15 protein-coding genes and 1 pseudogene are annotated in these 17,169 nt (G+C 72.0%); 7 read left to right on the top strand and 9 right to left on the bottom strand.

What is annotated here, in order from left to right:
* Window positions 1–351 precede the first annotated feature (351 nt).
* Window positions 352–948: a hypothetical protein gene (locus AC3CH1_RS09025; protein ID WP_488462432.1), complete on the top strand. Its 597-nt coding sequence runs from the start codon at window positions 352–354 to the stop codon at window positions 946–948.
* Between the two features lie 113 nt (window positions 949–1,061).
* Window positions 1,062–1,604: an MscL family protein gene (locus tag AC3CH1_RS09020; protein ID WP_488462431.1), complete on the top strand. Its 543-nt coding sequence runs from the start codon at window positions 1,062–1,064 to the stop codon at window positions 1,602–1,604.
* 16 nt (window positions 1,605–1,620) lie between these two features.
* Here AC3CH1_RS09020 and AC3CH1_RS09015 read toward each other — a convergent pair whose 3' ends face one another.
* The 6 genes from AC3CH1_RS09015 to AC3CH1_RS08990 all read right to left on the bottom strand — a co-directional run bounded on the left by AC3CH1_RS09015 (window position 1,621) and on the right by AC3CH1_RS08990 (window position 7,045).
* Window positions 1,621–1,845: a hypothetical protein gene (locus AC3CH1_RS09015; RefSeq protein ID WP_488462430.1), complete on the bottom strand. Its 225-nt coding sequence runs from the start codon at window positions 1,843–1,845 to the stop codon at window positions 1,621–1,623.
* Window positions 1,846–1,906: 61 nt separating this feature from the next.
* Window positions 1,907–2,302: a hypothetical protein gene (locus AC3CH1_RS09010; RefSeq protein WP_050358817.1), complete on the bottom strand. Its 396-nt coding sequence runs from the start codon at window positions 2,300–2,302 to the stop codon at window positions 1,907–1,909.
* Window positions 2,299–3,006, bottom strand: coding sequence for a QcrA and Rieske domain-containing protein (locus AC3CH1_RS09005; RefSeq protein WP_488462429.1), 708 nt, complete (start codon window positions 3,004–3,006; stop codon window positions 2,299–2,301). Before AC3CH1_RS09005 ends, AC3CH1_RS09010 begins: the two co-directional genes overlap by 4 nt.
* Complete coding sequence (locus tag AC3CH1_RS09000; RefSeq protein WP_003968479.1) at window positions 3,003–3,605, bottom strand: 4Fe-4S dicluster domain-containing protein; 603 nt, start codon at window positions 3,603–3,605, stop codon at window positions 3,003–3,005. The genes AC3CH1_RS09005 and AC3CH1_RS09000 overlap by 4 nt, the downstream gene beginning before the upstream one ends.
* A gap of 6 nt (window positions 3,606–3,611) precedes the next feature.
* Window positions 3,612–5,939, bottom strand: coding sequence for a molybdopterin oxidoreductase family protein (locus AC3CH1_RS08995; protein WP_488462428.1), 2,328 nt, complete (start codon window positions 5,937–5,939; stop codon window positions 3,612–3,614).
* The gene (locus AC3CH1_RS08990; RefSeq protein WP_488462427.1) at window positions 5,936–7,045 is read right to left on the bottom strand and encodes an MFS transporter; all 1,110 of its coding nucleotides are present in this window, start codon (window positions 7,043–7,045) and stop codon (window positions 5,936–5,938) included. The genes AC3CH1_RS08995 and AC3CH1_RS08990 overlap by 4 nt, the downstream gene beginning before the upstream one ends.
* 197 nt (window positions 7,046–7,242) lie before the next feature.
* Here AC3CH1_RS08990 and AC3CH1_RS08985 point away from each other — a divergent pair, with 197 nt between their 5' ends.
* A complete protein-coding gene (locus AC3CH1_RS08985) occupies window positions 7,243–8,352 on the top strand; it encodes a P1 family peptidase (RefSeq protein WP_488462426.1) in 1,110 nt (369 codons plus the stop codon).
* 347 nt (window positions 8,353–8,699) lie between these two features.
* Window positions 8,700–9,455: a DUF6227 family protein gene (locus AC3CH1_RS08980; RefSeq protein WP_488462425.1), complete on the top strand. Its 756-nt coding sequence runs from the start codon at window positions 8,700–8,702 to the stop codon at window positions 9,453–9,455.
* Between the two features lie 134 nt (window positions 9,456–9,589).
* Here the strand turns inward: AC3CH1_RS08980 and AC3CH1_RS08975 are convergent, their stop codons facing one another.
* Window positions 9,590–11,203 carry an MFS transporter gene (locus AC3CH1_RS08975; protein ID WP_488462424.1) on the bottom strand — a complete coding sequence of 538 codons (1,614 nt, stop codon included), beginning with the start codon at window positions 11,201–11,203 and terminating at the stop codon, window positions 9,590–9,592.
* A gap of 61 nt (window positions 11,204–11,264) precedes the next feature.
* Here AC3CH1_RS08975 and AC3CH1_RS08970 point away from each other — a divergent pair, with 61 nt between their 5' ends.
* Window positions 11,265–12,443: a helix-turn-helix transcriptional regulator gene (locus tag AC3CH1_RS08970; protein ID WP_488462423.1), complete on the top strand. Its 1,179-nt coding sequence runs from the start codon at window positions 11,265–11,267 to the stop codon at window positions 12,441–12,443.
* Between the two features lie 23 nt (window positions 12,444–12,466).
* On the opposite strand, the gene AC3CH1_RS08965 is transcribed toward AC3CH1_RS08970, so the two are convergent.
* Window positions 12,467–13,468, bottom strand: a complete 1,002-nt coding sequence (locus AC3CH1_RS08965) for a sigma-70 family RNA polymerase sigma factor (RefSeq protein ID WP_488462422.1) — start codon at window positions 13,466–13,468, stop codon at window positions 12,467–12,469.
* Between the two features lie 621 nt (window positions 13,469–14,089).
* Here AC3CH1_RS08965 and AC3CH1_RS08960 point away from each other — a divergent pair.
* Entirely contained in the window at window positions 14,090–15,352 is a 1,263-nt protein-coding gene (locus tag AC3CH1_RS08960) for a questin oxidase family protein (RefSeq protein WP_488462421.1), read from the top strand.
* Window positions 15,353–15,491: 139 nt separating this feature from the next.
* Here the strand turns inward: AC3CH1_RS08960 and AC3CH1_RS08955 are convergent.
* Window positions 15,492–16,273 (bottom strand): annotated as a pseudogene (locus AC3CH1_RS08955) (dioxygenase family protein).
* Window positions 16,274–16,549: 276 nt separating this feature from the next.
* Here AC3CH1_RS08955 and AC3CH1_RS08950 point away from each other — a divergent pair.
* Entirely contained in the window at window positions 16,550–17,062 is a 513-nt protein-coding gene (locus AC3CH1_RS08950) for a MarR family winged helix-turn-helix transcriptional regulator (protein WP_488462420.1), read from the top strand.
* Window positions 17,063–17,169 lie beyond the last annotated feature (107 nt).

Raw genomic sequence — 17,169 nt, 5'->3', positions numbered from 1 at the left:
CCGCGCCGGAACGGGTGACGGAGTTATCCCCAGCGCGAGGACTGTCCACAGGCCTCAGCGGGATCTGCGTGGGCGGGGGAGAGTGAGGGGAGTTCGGCCGGATCGACCGGTCCGGACTCCCCTTTCGCGTTCCTTCCCCTTGCCCTCGTCCGCCCGAATCGAGGTGGTGCCATGTCCACGTCCCCGTTCCTGTCCACGTCCGCGTCCCCATCCCCGTTCCTGTCCACGTCCCCGCCCCCGTCCACGTTCCTGTCCACGTCCACGTCCCCTTCGCTTTCCCCGCACTCGTCCACGCTCACGTCCGTATCCGCTCCCGCTCCGGCTCCGGCTCCGGCTCCGGCTTCCGCGTCCATGCCTCCTTTCCCGTCTCGGTTCCCTTCGCCGTCTCGGTCCCCGTCCCGGTGTCCGTCGCCGCCTCCTGCGCCGGTGCCCGCGCCGTGCGGGGTGGGGCCGTTCGGGCCCGTGCGCGTGCGGGGCGGTGGGGCGGACCGGCTGCGCCGGATGCTGCGCCGACAGCGGCGGGCGGCGGCTGCGGGGCTCGCGCTGGCGGGTGCCGCGCTGGCCACCACCGGTCTGAGCGGTGCCGACGGAGAGGCCCGCCCACCGGAGGCCCCGCCGGGGGCCGGCAGGTCGTCCGTGCGGCTGGTCTCCGCGCCGGTCAGGATCGCGGACCCGGAGACCGTACGGCTGCTGCGCCCCGGGGACCGGGTCGATGTGATCGCGGTCGGTGATACCGGCGACGAAGCGCGCGTGGTGGCGCGCGGGGTGCGCGTGGCGAAGGTGCCGCACGCGGCCGCAGGATCCGGGGGGCCAGCGGCGGACGTTTCCGGCGCCGGGGCGGAGGCCGGGGCGCTGGTGGTGTTGTCCGTGGAGCGGTCGACTGCCACGGCGCTGCTGGGCGCGGGCGTTTCGGGTCGGCTGGCCGTGGCGGTGTCCGATGCGAACTGACGCCTTCTCACGTCACCCGGGAGAGCCAGTGGGTTGGACAGGGCTGCCCTCTCCCGCCTTGGGTGGTGGAGCAGTTTGCTCCCCTTACCGCCCATGCGAAGGAAGGCTCACCTGTGAGCGAGAAGAAGGTCAGTCTGCTGGAGGGCTTCAAGGTCTTCCTGACGCGCGGCAACGTGATCGACCTCGCGGTGGCTGTCGTCATCGGTGCCGCGTTCACCAACATCGTGAACGCTGTCGTCAAGGGCGTCATCAACCCCCTGGTCGGTGCGTTCGGCACCCAGGACCTGGACAGCTACAGCTCCTGCCTCCAGGGCCCCTGCACCACGGACCCGAAGACCGGAGAGATGGACGGGATCGAGATCCTGTGGGGCTCGGTGCTCAGCGCCGCCCTCAGCTTCCTGATCACCGCTGCCGTCGTGTACTTCCTGATGGTGCTGCCGATGGCCAAGTACCTGGCCAGGCGGGCGGCGATGCAGGCCGCCAAGGAAGGCGGGCAGGAGACGATGGAGGTGAGCGAGCTGGAGGTGCTGAAGGAGATCCGCGACGCCCTCGTGGCGCAGCGCACCGGTGGCGCGCCCGGCTCCCCGGGGCCGGACTCGGGCGAAGGGCTGGGCGGCTGGGGCGGGGCAGCCGCGGGCCCGCGCGAGGACCGGTAGTCCTCCGGGCCATCGCTCAGATGTGGTGGGGCGGCTTCTCGTCCAGGAAGCGCGCGAGGTCGGCTGCGCTACCGGCGGAGAGAGGCCGCTCGCCCCATCCCTGGTCCGTATCGTCCGCGGACTGCCGGTCCAGCGGATCGTCGAAGTCCAGAACCGGCTTGGGCTTCGGTTCCTCGTGCGGCTGCTCCTGTGGCTGCTGCTGCTTCGCATCGCGCGGGCTGGGGGCGGGGGCGGCGCTCATGTCTCCAGGGTACGGCGGCTCACCACGAGGTGTGAGCCGCCGTGGAGCCGGGCGGCGGGTGTCAGCGGTCCTTCGGGTCGATGAGCCACAGCCCGAGCACGACGAGGAACGACAGGCAGAGGAAGCCGGCCCCCCACCAGGCCGTACCGGTGTTGCCCTCCATCCACTCGTCGATCAGGACCGTCAGTCCCCAGAGCTGGCCGATGACGACGGTCATGGCGAGGGTGAGCCGGGCGGTCAGCTTCGAGGAGCGCTCGGGGTCCTGGTCGGTGCCCGCTCCGGGCCCGGGGCCGGTGTGCCGGACGCGGGGGTCCCCGTATCCGCTGGTGGGGCGGATCTGCGGATACCGCTCGTGGACGGGCCTGTTCAGTTCGGGATCGGCGCTGCCGGGGTGGTACGTGGGGTAGTGGCTGCCGGGGGGCGGCAGCGGCTGTTCGGGGTGCGGGGTGTCGCTCATGCCCGCCTGCCCGGGTTCTCAGCGGTGGCGGAGGGCTCTCGCGCGCCGGCGGCCCGGGGCGGGGATTCGGTTCCGCCGCCGATGTCGGGGCAGCCGATGCGGGAGGCGAGGTCGGGGCGGTCGCCACCGAGCTGGCGGCAGAGGCCTCCCTCGATGCTCTCGCCGGAGCGAGTGGTCCCCACGGCCCAGATGCTGCCGTCGTCCTGCTCGATGACCGCGACCTTGGGCAGACCGCGTGGTGGCGGCCCCGCCGTGACCTCTCCGGACCTGGCGTCGAAGACTCCTTCGTGGCACGGGCAGTACAGCTCGCCCTCGCTCCCCCGGTCCTTGCGCCAGAGCACGGCGCAGGCGAGGTGGGTGCAGACGGCGGAGTAGCCGACGAGGGTACCGTCGTCGAGGCGGACGGCGACGGCCCGGTCCTCCTCGCCCGGGTAGCGGAAGGCGATCGACTCGCCGGGCAGGAGTCGCCCGGCGATGCGCCTCGCCTCGGGGGCCTTGCCCTCCTCTCCGTCGCCGTGACGGTGGAGCATGCCCGCGGCCACCCCGATGCCGCCGACGGCGAGACCGCCGGAGACGGTGGTGACGATCCGTAGGTAGTCGCGTCGGGTGGTGAGGGAGTCGGCGGCGATCCGGTCCTGGAGGGCCTCGCGCGGGTCTCCCCCGCTCGGGTGTTCTCCACCCGGCTGCTGATCGGTGACGCTCATCGGCGGACGTCCTTCCCGTTGATCTCGACGACGGGAAGCCCGCCGGGTACCGGCCACTGGACCCGTTCGGCGGGGACGACCATGGCCACACCGGTGCGGACCTCGGTCTCGCCGAAGACGAAGGTGTCGGCGACCTGGACGCCGGGGCGCTCCGCCTGGAGCTCCTCGACGGTTCCGTAGAAGAGAGCTCCGGTCGGGCAGACGGTGGCGCACATCGGGGCGAGACCGTAGGCGGTGCGGTCGTAGCAGAGGTTGCACTTCATCTGCAGCTTCGCCTGGAGGTCGATCTTCGGTACGCCGAAGGGGCAGGCGTTGACGCAGTTGGAGCAGCCGATGCAGCGGGTGGTGTCGGCCTGCTGCACCACGCCGTCCGCGGTCACCAGGATCGCGTCGGCGGGACAGACCTCGGCACACGGGGCGACCGGGTCCTCGCAGTGCATGCAGACGGTGGGGAGGGAGGCGACGGAGTGGCCCTCGTCGGTGTAGTCGAGGTGGATCATCGATGTGCCGCGGTGCGAGTCGCACTCGCGGCAGGCGGAGACACAGGCCTGGCAGCCGATGCAGCGCCCCGGGTCGATGAAGATCGTTCTGCCCATCATGGGGCTTCAGCTCCTCTCCGAGGTCCCACGGCCCTGGGGGGCCGTGGGAGGCAGCGGGTCGGTACGGGAGACCTGGGTCTCCGGGTAGGCGACGTGGCCGGGAGCGACCGGCGGGGCGGGGACCTCGTCGATCCGCTCGGCGTGCTCGATGCGGCAGGCGCACACCTTGTACTCGGGGATCTTGGACCGGGGATCGAGGGCGTCGATGGTGAGGGCGTTGGCCGCGGTGGGGACGGGCCAGTGGTAGGGGATGAACACCGTGTCGGGGCGGATCGCCTCGGTGACCAGGGCGGGGAAGACCTCGCTGCCGCGCCGGGTGACGACGCGGACGGGCTCTCCGTTGCGGAAGCCGTGCGAGGGGTGGACCTCGGCCCAGGGTCGCGGGGTCTGTTCGACGAGGGCGCCGAGCCTGCGGGTCTGGTTGCCGGAGAGGAAGTGGGCGACGGTACGGCCGGTGGTGAGCGACATGGGGTGCTCGTCGTCGTACGGGTCCATCGGCGGGTGCCATTCGACGGCCTGGAGGTGGATCTTGCCGTCGGGGTGGTAGGTCTTCCCGTCCTCGAAGAGGCGTGGGGTGCCGGGGTGGTCGGTGGTCGGGCAGGGCCAGGCGATGCCGCCGGTCTCCTCCAGGCGTTCGTAGGTGATGCCGTAGTAGTCGTTGACGGTGCCGGCGGAGGCGACGCGCAACTCGTCGAAGACCGACCGGGAGTCGGGGAAGTCGAATTTGTCGCCGACGCCGAGCCGTCGGGCGAGTTCGCACATCGCCCAGGTGTCGGTGCGGACGCCGGGCGGCGGGTCCTGGGCCTTGTTGTGCTTGACCACGCGGGCTTCCGCGTTGGCCATCACCCCTTCGTCCTCGGCCCAGGTGGTGACGGGGAAGACCACGTGGGCGTTGGCCGCGGTCTCGGAGAGGAAGAAGTCGAATTGCGCGTGGAACTCGGTGGTGTCGTACCCCTCCTTGACCACCCGGTAGTTGGGCAGGGAGACGAAGGGGTTGTTGCAGATGCCGATGAGGCCGCGGATCTCGCGGCGCTGCATCTGCCAGACCATTTCCATCATGGAGGTCCCGGCGGGCGGGAGGTCGGACTCCTCGATGCCCCAGATCTCGCAGATCTGGCGGCGGTGCTCCTCGTTCATGATGGAGCGTCCGCCGGGGAGGAGGTCGGACTTCTGGCCGTGCTCGCGGCCGCCCTGCCCGTTGCCCTGGCCGGTGATCGTGCCGTAGCCGGCGCCGGGTTTGCCGATGTGGCCGGTGGCGGTGCAGAGGTTGATCACGGTGAGGCAGTTCTCGACGCCCTGCGAGTGGTGCTCGATGCCCCGGGCGTGCCAGGCCATGGCCTTGGGTGCGCGGGCGAAGGTCCGGGCGACCTGGACGATCTGCTCGGCGGGGATCCCGCAGATCGCGGCGGCACGGGAGGGCGGGTACTCGGCGGCCTTGGCCTTGACCTCCTCCCAGCCGGTGGCGTGGGCGGCGAGGTAGTTCTCGTCGGTGAGCCCTTCCTCGATGACGACGTGCAGGACGGAGGTGAAGAAGGCGGAGTCGGTGCCGGGCTTGAGGGCGACGTGGATGTCGGCGGTCCGGGCGACGGCGGTCTCGCGCGGGTCGATGACGATGAGGCTGGCCCCGCGGTCCCGGGCCCCCCAGACGTACTGGGTCATCACGGGGAAGCACTCGCCGACGTTGGAGCCCGCGATGAGCAGGCAGTCGGTGAGCAGGATGTCGGAGAAAGGGTTGCCGGCCCGGTCGATGCCGAACGCGAGCTTGTTGGCGCCCGCGGCGCTGACCATGCAGAGGCGCCCGTTGTAGTCCACGTGCCGGGTCTTGAGCGCGACCCGGGCGAACTTGCCCACCAGATAGGTCTTCTCGGAGAACAGGCTGGCCCCGCCGAGGAGCCCGAAGGCGTCGTTGCCGTGGGTCCGCTGGATGCGCTTGATCTCGGAGACGGTGAAGTCGAGCGCCTCCTCCCAGGAGACCTCGCGGAACTCCTCGTCGCGGGAGCGGCGCATCAGCGGGGCGGTCAGCCGGTCGGGGTGGTTGACCTGCTGGTAGGCGTTGATGCCCTTGGGGCAGAGCCGCATCCGGTTGATGTCGTGGTTGCGGGGTTCGACACCGAAGACCTTGCCGCCGCGGTCCACCCGCAGATACATCCCGCACTGGACACCGCAGAAACAGCAGTGGGTCGGCACGAGCGTCTCGCCGTTCTGGTCGGCGTGCCACTTGTCGGCCGGGATGCCGCCCGCGTCCCGGAAGGCGCGGGTGCCGGGAGGGGTGAGGGAGGGGTCCAGGGGGATGAACGTACGGCGGTCGGAGGCAGCTCGCGGATCCGCGGTCATTTGAAGCCCTTCTTCACATGGGAGAGATAGGCGCTGCCGCGAAGCACCCGCTTGCAGCGCGGGCAGTACTCGGCCCAGGAGTCGAAGTCGAGCCGGAGGTCGCGCATGGTGCCGCGCAGGTTCTCGACGTAGGGGCCGGTGTCGATGGGCTCCTCGCAGCGGCGGCAGGCGAACACCTCGTCGTCCTTGCGGCCGGTGTACTTGAACAGCTGCATGCCGACCGCGGCCGGTCGCTGGACGATGTGGAAGAACTTGCCGAACGGGATGTAGATGAGGGTGAAGACGACCGACACCATGTGCAGGATCGCGAGGAACTGGTAGCCGCCGCCGTGCAGGAAGATCGAGGAGAAGGTGAGCAGCAGCCCCGTGACGGAGATGACGATGAGCGCGATCAGCGGCACCAGGTCGTAGGCGAAGCGCTGGCCGGTGGCGGCGCCGCGGTCCTTCATGCGACGCCACAGAAAGTACGAGGCGCCGGGGATGACGAGGACGGCGGCGATGTCCAGGCCGTGGAACATCAGCCAGCCGAGGACGTTGAGCGAGTCGAATCCGAGGATCTTGAAGCCCCAGATCCGCATCTCGTAGCCGGGTCCCGATCCACTGCCGGACGTGAAGGTGAACCAGCCCCAGGTGAGCGGGAAGGTGATCAGGGCGGCGAGGATGCAGCCCCAGAAGATCAGCTGGTGGGCGGCCCAGCGGGCGTGGGAGCGGGCACCGAGGAACTTCTGGAAGCCCAGATAGGTGGCGATCATCTTCGGCAGGGCGGTGGGGGCCCCGCGGAAGTTGTCCAGGGAGAAGAGGCTGCGCCAGCCCTGCTTGAAGAGGCGCCGGGCCCCGGGGGCGGAGATCCAGACGGTGTACCGGTAGGCGACGCCGAAGGCGAGGAAGACCGTGGCCACGGCGTAGGGGAGGAGGGCCGAGTCGAAGTTGCGGAGCATACGGCTGCCGAGCACGATCGCGAGGATCAGCAGGGCGGAGACAGCCACGCCGACGAGCGTCGCCCGGGTGGTGACGGACCGGGGGCCGGTAGCGGAGGGAGGCGTGGCCGCAGGGCCGTCAGGGACGTCGGGCTCGGCTGCTGCGGTGGCTTCTGAGGGCTCGGTCACCCGGCCACCGTAGGACTGTTTGGGCTGATTGAACCTATTTTGGGGGGTGGGAGGGTGAGCGGGTCGCCCGGACAGTCGCAAGGGTCTCCTTGCCCGGGTGGGGCGCTTCGGGCTCACCGCGCCCCGCTCACCGGTACGTTCGCAGCACATCGGCTCGCACCCCCGCGGGCCCCGACCCCGACCGGAGGAGTCGCACGATGATCCCCGTGAACCGCGAGGACGACGCCGAGGGCCCCGGGACCGGGCCCACTGAGCACCCGATTCCGCTGGACGCGCTGACCGATGTGGCCGGAATCCGCGTCGGCCACGCCGAGGTCGCCGGGGCGGGCGCGTTGAGCGGAACGACCGTCGTCCTGGCGCCCGAGGGCGGGGCCGTGGCCGCCGTGGACGTACGGGGCGGCGGGCCGGGCACCCGGGAGACGGACGCGTTGGACCCGCGCAATCTGGTGCAGCGGGTCGACGCCGTCGTCCTCACGGGCGGCAGCGCGTACGGGCTCGACGCCGCGTCCGGCGTGATGGCCTGGCTGGAGGAGCGGGGCCGGGGCGTCCGGGTCGGCGCCGGACCCACCCAGGTGGTACCGGTCGTTCCGGCCGCCGCCCTCTTCGACCTCGGCCGGGGCGGCGACTGGCGGGCCCGCCCCGACGCGTCGACCGGCCGCGCCGCGGTGGAGGCCGCGGCTGCCACCCGGGCCGGGGAGCCCGTGGCCGAGGGCGGCGTGGGCGCGGGCACCGGCGCGGTGGCCGGGCAGCTCAAGGGCGGCATCGGCACGGCGAGCACCCGCCTCGGCTCCGGGGTCACGGTGGCCGCCCTCGTCGCGGTGAACGCGGCGGGCTCGGTGGTCGACCCCCGGACCGGGGTGTTGTTCGGGGAGTACGGGGCCGGCGAGCCGCCGGCCCACCCTTCGGCCGAGGTCCACGCCGCGGCGGGGCGGCGTCTCGCACGGGAGCGGGAGGCGACGGAGGCGGCCGGGGACGGGGCGGCCCCGCCGTTCAACACGACGATCGCGGTCGTCGCCACGGACGCGGACCTGACCCGGGCGCAGGCCCAGAAGCTGGCGGGCACCGCACACGACGGGTTGGCCCGCGCGGTGCGCCCGGTCCATCTGCTGACCGACGGGGACACCGTGTTCACCCTGGCCACCGGGCAGGTGCGGGTGCCACCCGGGGACCCGGCGGCCGTCAACGAGATCCTGGTGGCGGGCGCCGACGTCCTGGCGCGCGCCATCGTCAAGGCCGTGCGGGCGGCCCGGAGCACCGAGGGGCCGGGCGGCAGGCTCCTCTCGTACACGGAGCTGTACGGCGGCTAGCTAGCGGCACGCACTCGCACGGCGGTCGGTGACCGGTGACCGGTGGCCGATGGTCGATGGTCGATGGCCGGTGGCCGGTGGCCGGTGGCCGGTGGCCGATCCGGTCGGCGGAACCTGTGGCGCGCGGCGTGAGCGAGGGGCGTGCGGCGTGAGCGAAGGGCGTGCGGGCGACCGACTCGCCATCTGCGTAAGGGAGTTCACCCCAAGCGCCCGAAATGCGCCCGGAATACGCGGGGAACTTTCTGCGTGCGCCCTACGTTTTCACGAACCCCGGTCACGATGTCGGACCCAGGGACTACGTTAAGCACGCACCAAGTAACACGCGGCGACGGCCTGGAGACACCACCTTGAGCGATCCGTACGAGACAACCGAGCACCACCTCGACCGACTCCTGCGACGCGCCCTCAACTCCTTCGACCTTCCCGACAGCACGGTCGACCGACTCGGCACCGCGCTCGCCCACAGCAGTTCGCTGCACTCGTCGCACCACAGTTCCGTGCTGCACCGCGAGACCTACCGTCACACGTATCTCCTCGCCGACGGCTCCGCCCTCACTCTGTGGGAGCTGGTGCACAGCGGAGGCCGGGACGTGCGGATACCGCGTAGCCACGAGCTGTACGACGACGAGGGCGACGCCCGCGTCGCCGCGTCCCGGCTCGCGGGAAGCTTCTCCGACTCCCCGGCCTTCGGCGACGAGGGGGTGCAGGAGGGGCAGGGCGATCTGGAGATGCTGACGGTCCTGATGTCCGCCCCGCCGGTCCCGCTCCCCCGGACGTACGCCCCCGACAACTCCGCGGACCACGCCCGCCGGGTGCTGCGCCGCGCGGAGAACGCCGACCGGCCGGGCGAGCAGAAGACACGACTGCTCCGGTCGGCGTTCGCCCACCACATCACCCAGATCTTCGGACGTCAGTGCCGGGTCGACGGCCGCCCGGCCGGCTTCACGCTCTACGAGCACGCGTTCCTGCTGCTGGACGGCAGCGAGACGAGCCTGTGGGAGGTCGAGCACACGGCGACGCCCGACGGCCGCCACATGTGCGAGGTGTACGAGAACGAGCACACCGCCCGTGCGGCGATGGAGAGCCGCACCCGGATCTGCTGACCCGAACCGCCGGTGACCGGCCGAGGCGGGTTCGCCGCCGAGGCCGGTCGCTGGGGGGGCGGTCACTGGACGGTCGGTCAGAGCCGGGCCGGCCGCGCCACGGACGCGGGGCCGGGGCGCGCAGCCCACACGGATCAGCGCGCGCCGCCCTCCAGGTTCGCGCCGCCCTCCAGGTTCGCGGCACCCTCCGCGCTCGCGACGACCCCCACGCGGGCCTCGTCCTCGACGTGGGCGCGCGGTCGGGCGGGCAGCGCGAACATCACCAGGAAGATCACCGAGAGCACCCCGGCCACCCACCACAGCGACTGCTGGAACGCGTCGACGAACGCCGGGCCGACCTCATCGGGGGTCAGTCGGTCGCCGATCGCCCCGAAGAAGACGACGGACACCAGGCCGAGACCGAGCGCCGTCCCCATCTGCTGCACGGTGTTGATCAGCCCGGACGCCGAACCGGCGTGCTCCTTGGGCACTTCGGAGAGCACCGCGTCGGTCAGCGGAGCCACGATCAGCCCCATCCCCACACCCATGACCACCAGCGGGACGGCCATCTGCAAGGACGTGATGCCCATCCCGTACCGCTCGCTCTCCCAGAGGTAGATCAGCAGTCCGGCGATCATGAGGAGCGCACCGGCCTGGAGGACCTTGCGGCCGAAGCGGGGCACCAGCTTCTGCACGGAGATCCCGGCGGCCACCGAGACGGCGACGGAGAACGGGATGCCCGTCGTGCCGGCGCGCAGCACGCTCCAGCCGAGACCCGTCTGCATGTACACCGTCCAGACCAAGAAGAAGATGCCGAGGCCGACGCCGAAGGTCAGCTGCACGGCGATGCCGGCGGCGAAGCTCTTGACCCGGAACAGGGACAGCTCGATCAGCGGCGAGCCGTCGCGCAGCGCCTTCTGCCGTTGGTAGGCGACCAGCGCCCAGAGCACGAACAGGCTGCCCACCATCGAGAGATGGCCCCAGAGCGGCCAGCCCAGCTCGTGTCCCCGGGTGAGCGGGTAGATGAGCATCAGCATCGCCAGGGTGATCAGGGCGACGCCGGGAAGATCGAGACGGACCGCCCTGGGGGCCTTCGACTCGGTGATGAACTTCGCGCCGAGGATCAGTCCGGCGATCCCGACGGGCAGGTTGATCAGGAAGATCGGCCGCCAGCCGAGCCCGAAGAGGTCCCACTCCGTGAGCAGGGCGCCCAGCAGCGGACCGGAGACCGCGCCGAGCCCGACGATCGCGCCGAAGAGGCCGAAGACCTTGCCGCGCTCATGGGCCGGGAAGGTGGCGTGCACGATCGAGAGGACCTGGGGCACCATCAGGGCCGCCGTCGCACCCTGGAGGATCCGGGCCGCGACCAGTATCTCGGGGCTGCCCGCGAGGCCGCACAGGGCTGAGGCGAGCGTGAATCCGCCGATGCCGACGAGGAAGAGCCTCTTGCGCCCGTAGATGTCGCCGAGGCGGCCGCCCGTGATCAGTCCGGCCGCGAACGCGAGGGCGTAGCCGGCGGTGATCCACTGGATCGCGGAGACCGAAGCCCCGGTCTCGCGCTGGATGCTGGGGATCGCGATGTTGACGATCGTGACGTCGACCAGGTCCATGAAGGCGGCGGTCATCACGATGGCCAGCGCGAACCAGCGCCGCCGGTCGGCCGGGGCGGGCGTGGACGCCAACGCTGTCTTCACCGGTGCGGGCGGCGTGGGCGGAGTGGGCGGAGCGAGGTGCGGCGCCGTGGGCGACGGGGGTACGGAAGAAGGCATGGGAAGAACCTAGGCATCCATTAGGTCAGATCATGACCTGATGGTCCGCCATCCTGAAGCCATGTCCGACACTCCAGCACGACTGCTGAAACTGCTGTCGCTCCTCCAGACCCCGCGCGAGTGGCCCGGCGGCGAGCTGGCCGAGCGGCTCGCCGTCAGTCCGCGCACGATCCGCCGCGACGTCGACCGGCTGCGCGACCTGGGTTACCCGGTCGAGGCCTCCCGCGGCTCCGTCGGCGGCTATCGCCTGGTGGCGGGCGCCGCCATGCCGCCCCTCCTGCTGGACGACGAGGAGGCGGTGGCCATCGCGGTGGGGCTGCGGGCCGGGGCGGGGCACGCGATCGAGGGCGTCGACGAGGCCTCCGTACGGGCGCTGGCCAAGCTGGAGCAGGTGCTCCCCTCCCGGCTGCGGCACCGGGTCTCCGCGCTCCAGAACGCCACGGTGCCGCTGACCCGCGGCGACGGCGCCACCATCGAGCCGCGGACCCTGACGACCCTGGCCTCGGCGGCCACCGGGCGGGAGCGGCTGAGGTTCGCGTACCGCAGCGGCGACGGCACCCGGACGAAGCGGCAGGTCGAGCCGTACCGGCTGGTGAGCACCGGGCAGCGCTGGTACCTGGTGGCGTACGACCTCGACCGGGAGGACTGGCGTACGTTCCGGGTGGACCGGGTCGGCGAGCCGTACGCGACGGGGGCGCGGTTCGCGCCGAGGCCGCTGCCCGTCGACGGCGCGGGGGGCGACGCGGGCGGCCAAGCGGGCGGCGAGGCGGGCAGCGACGCGCGGAGTGACGCGGAGAGCGGGGACGCGGCGAAGTACCTCTCCCGGTCGATGCGGCGGATGAAGCCGGAGTTGTGCCTCGATGTGTGGTTCGGGGCGCCGGCGGAGTTCGTGGCGGCGCGGCTGCCCGCGCATCTCGGGGCGCCGGAGCCGGACGGGGAGGGCGGTTGCCGGCTGCGGGCCTCGTGCACCGACTCGCTGGAGTGGGTGGCGCTGCGGCTGGCGTTGGTGGACTGCGAGTTCTCCGCGCAGGGGCCGCCGCAGCTGGTGGAGTACCTGGAGGGCCTCGGCGCCCGGCTGACCCGCGCCGCCCGGGGCCGGAGCCCGGCCGGGCCCCCGGGAGGAACAGGGATGAGCCCCGACGCCGGGGGGGGGTGGGCGCCGGGGCTCAGCTCAGGGACCGGCAAAAACCGGTCGGTGACCGGAATGACCCGGTCGGTCAGCCGGTGCGAACCGGCTTGATGGGGAGATTACGGGTTATTGGCTCACGCCGCAGCGTCAAAGCCCGTGTCGTGAGCCATTCGCTTCAATTCGAGCAGTGCGTGCTTCTCTATCTGGCGGATCCGCTCCCGCGTGAGGCCGTGCTGCTTGCCCACTTCGGTCAGCGTGCGCTCCCGGCCGTCCTCGATGCCGTACCGCATCTTGATGATCGAGGCGGTCCGGTTGTCGAGCTTGCCGATCAGGTCCTCCAGCTCCTCGCTGCGGAGCAGGGTCATCACGGACTGCTCGGGCGAGACGGCGGAGGTGTCCTCCAGCAGGTCGCCGAACTGCGTGTCGCCGTCGTCGTCCACGGACATGTTGAGGCTGACCGGGTCGCGGGCCCAGTCCAGGACGTTGCCGACGCGCTCGGTGTTGGAGTCGAGCTCGGCGGCGATCTCCGCGTGCTCCGGGTCGCGCCCGTGCTCGCGGTTGAACTCGCGCTGGACCCGGCGGATCCGGCCGAGCTCCTCCACCAGGTGGACGGGGAGCCGGATCGTGCGGGACTGGTCGGCGATGGACCGGGTGATGGCCTGCCGGATCCACCAGGTGGCGTACGTGGAGAACTTGAAGCCCTTGGCGTAGTCGAACTTCTCGACCGCGCGCACCAGGCCCGCGTTGCCCTCCTGGATCAGGTCGAGCAGAGGGAGCCCCGCGCGCGGGTAGCGGCGGGCCACGGCGACGACGAGCCGGAGGTTGGAACGGATGAATATGTCCTTGGCGCGCTCGCCCTCGGCGACCAGCGCCTCCAGCTCCTCACGCTTCGCGTCACCTGCGGCGCTCTCCACCCCGCCGTCGAGGATCTGCTGGGCGAAGACGCCCGCCTCGATGGTCTGGGAGAGGTCGACTTCCTTGGCGGCGTCGAGCAGCGGTGTGCGGGCGATCTCGTCCAGGTACATGCCGACCAGGTCGCGATCGGCGATTTCCCCGCCCACGGCGCGAACACTGCCTGCCCGGCCGGATCCACCGGAGGTGGTGGACGTACGACGGGCGACGGCACGGGTTGCCATGCGTGCTCCCTTGCTGAGTAGGTCGCGACACCCTTTCGAGGTGCCCTGCATCCGATGGAAACAACGACTGGAATCCGGACAGAATTCCCATGCCGCACACTCACTTTCGCGATCATGCAGTACCCTGTCCGGCGCCGACCGCTGGATTCCGCTTCCGGCTTCCACCGGACGCGCAGGTCAGAGCCGGTGGCGGGCCGGGCAGGCCCCTTTGCGGCTCTCCGGTCGGGTACCCGGAATCGGCGCGTGCATGAGACCGCACTCACACCCACGTCCCACGGCCCCTCGCCCGGCCGCCGCCCGGCGCCCGGGGAGCCGCGCCCCCACCCCGAAGGACGGATCGGGCGGCGTTCGGGTTGCTCAGGGTGCCCACGTGGCGCCGGACCGGTCGCTCAGGGTGCCCGCGACGCGCCGGACCGGTCGCTCAGGGTGCCCGCGACGCGCCGGACCGGTCGCTCAGGGTGCCCGCGACGCGCCGGACCGGAAGGGCCCGGACCGCGGGACGTACGTCCGCCGACCGATCCGGCGGGTAACCAAGGCCCGGAGTGCCCGGGACCCCGGTCCGAGACCGACCGGGACCGCGGCCCGATCCGCTCCGGCCCGCACGTGCCTAGCGTGATCGGCATGGACGACACCACAGGCACCCTCGACGAGGCGCTGGAGCGCATCCACCTCTCGGGGCCGGAGCGCGACGGCTGGCTCAGCAATCACGCGCCGATGGCCGTGGAGGCCCTCGTGCGGCACGGCCAGGCGTCGGCCGTGCACCGCTGGCTGGACCGGTACGGCCCGAAGCTGGAGGAGATGCCGGACGCCGGCTCCCCCGTGACCGCGCGGAACTGGCACGAGGCGCTGGGCGACCCGCGCCGCGTCGCCGACTGGACGGCGTACTTCGAGCGGGAGATGGCCGAGATCCCCTGGCGCGACGTGCTCGCCGCATGGTGGCCCCGGCTGCTGCCGGGCATCGCCGCGGGCGCGACGCATCCGGCGATCCGGGTGGGCCACTCCGTACGGACCCTGCTGGCGGGCGAGGAAAGCGCCCCGCGCGTCCGGGAGCTGGCCCACGCCCTCGGCTACTGGGCCGCCCGGCACCAGCTCCTGCCCGCTCTGGCACCACTCGGCCCGGCCCCGAGTGCCGCGGCGGCACTGGACCGGGTCCCGCTGGTGCCCGACCGGAGCGGTGGCATCCGGGACCGGTTCGCGCAACTGACCGGGTTCCCGGACTGGCCGGGGCCGGAACAGGACACCGGTCGGGGGCGGGAACCGGGCTCCGGTCGGTGGTGGGGGCCGGGCTCCGGTCGGTGGTGGGGGCCGGGCTCCGGTCGGTGGTGGGGGCCGGGCTCCGGTCGGGGGTGGGGGCCGGGCTCCGGCCCGGGTCGGGAACAGGACGTCGGCCCGGGTCGGTGGCCGGGCTCCGACCCGGAACGTGAACAGGGCGTCGGCCCGGAACGCGAACAGGGCGCCACCCCGGGGCCGGGGGCCGCAGGGCCGGAGGAGGCACGGGCCGCGCTCCAGGAGCTGGTGCGGGCCTCGACCCACCGGTACGCGACCCACGCGCACGGCGAGCCCATCATGCTGGTCCACGCGGCGACCGCGCCCAACGCGGTCCTGCGCACCCTGCCGGCCCTGCCCGGCGAGCTGTGGGCGCCGAGTCTGCGGGCCGCCTGGGCGGCGAGCGCGGCGGTCACCGCCGCCTACGCGCCGCGCGACGCGGCCCCGGTTCCGGCGTCCGCGTCCGGCGCCCCGGACGCCGGGGAGCTGTTCGCCCGGGCGGCGGCGCACGGCGACGATCACACCATCAAGTTCACCGACACGGCGCTGGACGTGGGCGACGCGCTCGCGTTCTCCGCCGCCCGGCGCGCGATCGAGCTGAACCCGCCGGCCTTCTAGAGCGTTCGGGAGCGGCCTCCAAGGGCTCGGGCGGGCTTTTGCCCCCGAAGCCCTCAGCCGAACCGGAAGCACCCGAGCCCCGCAGCCGAACCCGCGAACGCCCCGATCCCCTCAGCCGAACCCTGAGCGCCCGAGCCCCTCAGCCGAACTGCACCGAGCGCTTCGCCAGCCCCATCCAGAAGCCGTCGATGACGCTGCGCCCCCGGTCCAGCTCGTCCGCCGCCGCGCCCAGCGTCACGAACAGCGGCGCGAAGTGCTCGGTGCGCGGGTGCGCCAGCTTCCCGGCCGGGGAGGTGTGCTCGAAGTCGATCAGCGCGTCGATGTCCTGGGCCCGCAGCGCGCGGTCGCCCCAGTCGTCGAACTCCGCCGACCAGCCGGGAACCCCGCCGCCCGGGTGGCGCAGAGCGGCCAGGTTGTGGGTGAAGAAGCCGCTGCCGACGATGAGCACGCCCTCGTCGCGCAGGGGGGCGAGTTTGCGCCCGATGTCCATCAGCTTCCGCGGGTCGAGGGTCGGCAGGGAGATCTGGAGTACGGGGACGTCGGCGTCCGGGAACATCTCCACCAGCGGTACGTACGCCCCGTGGTCGAGGCCGCGGTCCGGGATGTCCTGGACCGGCGCCCGGCGCCGCGCAGCAGCTTGCGGACGCTGTCGGCGAGCTCGGGCGCGCCCGGGGCTCCGTAACGCACCCCGTAGTAGTGCTCGGGGAAGCCCCAGAAGTCGTACACGAGCGGCACGGTCTCGGTGGCGCCCAGCGCGAGCGGGGCCTCCTCCCAGTGGGCGGAGACCATCAGGATCGCGCGGGGGCGGGGCAGCCCCGCGGACCAGGCGGCGAGTTCGCCGGGCCAGAGGGGATCGTCGGCCAGCGGCGGTGCGCCGTGCGAGAGGTAGAGGGCGGGCATCCGCTCTGCGGTGGCTGTCATGGCACTCCCATCAGTCATGGCACTCCCATCAACTGGACACGGCCCCAGGGAGACGGGTGCCGCACGGGGCACCCGGACACGGACGCGGGATCCGGTCACGAACTCGTCCGAGCAGGAGTTCCCCGAGCTCATCCGGGGGATCGTTGTTCAGGGGCCCTGCGAAACTCCTTCGGATCCCCTGCGGGGATCTCTCGGGGCAGGCTCTTTGAAACTTCAAGTTCCTACCTCCGGAGACCTTAGCCCTATCTAGTTAAACTTTCAAGAAAAGGTCGTACAGTGGAGTACATGACCACGGCATCCACCAGCGCGCCGCGCTGGCTCACCGACGAGGAGCAGCACGCCTGGCGCGCCTATCTGCACGCCACCACGCTGCTGGAGGATCACCTCGATCGCCAGTTGCAGCGCGATGCCGGCATGCCGCACACCTATTACGGACTGCTCGTGCAGCTCTCGCAGGCGCCCCGCCGCCGGATGCGGATGACGGAGCTGGCCCGGAACGCGAAGATCACCCGTTCCCGCCTCTCGCACGCCATCGCCCGGCTGGAGAAGAACGGCTGGGTGCGCCGTGAGGACTGCCCCTCCGACAAGCGCGGCCAGAACGCGGTGCTCACGGACGACGGTTACGCGATGCTCCGGCGCTCCGCCCCGGGTCACGTCGAGGCCGTACGGCAGGCAATGTTCGACCGGCTCACGCCCGAGCAGGTGACCAGCCTCGGGGAGATCATGCGGGTGCTCGCGACCGGCCTGGAGCCGGAGGGCACGGACGCGGATCTGCCCTGGCTCCGCTGAGCGATCGCTGAGCGGAACCAGGGCAGGGAAGCCACGGGCGGGGAAGCCGCGGGCAGAAGAGCCGCGGGCAGGGGAGGCACGGGCAGGGACGCTACCGGGGCGGGGCA

This window comes from Streptomyces sp. MGP-P1, from assembly GCF_057766565.1.
This window is presented reverse-complemented; position numbering and strand designations above follow the sequence as displayed.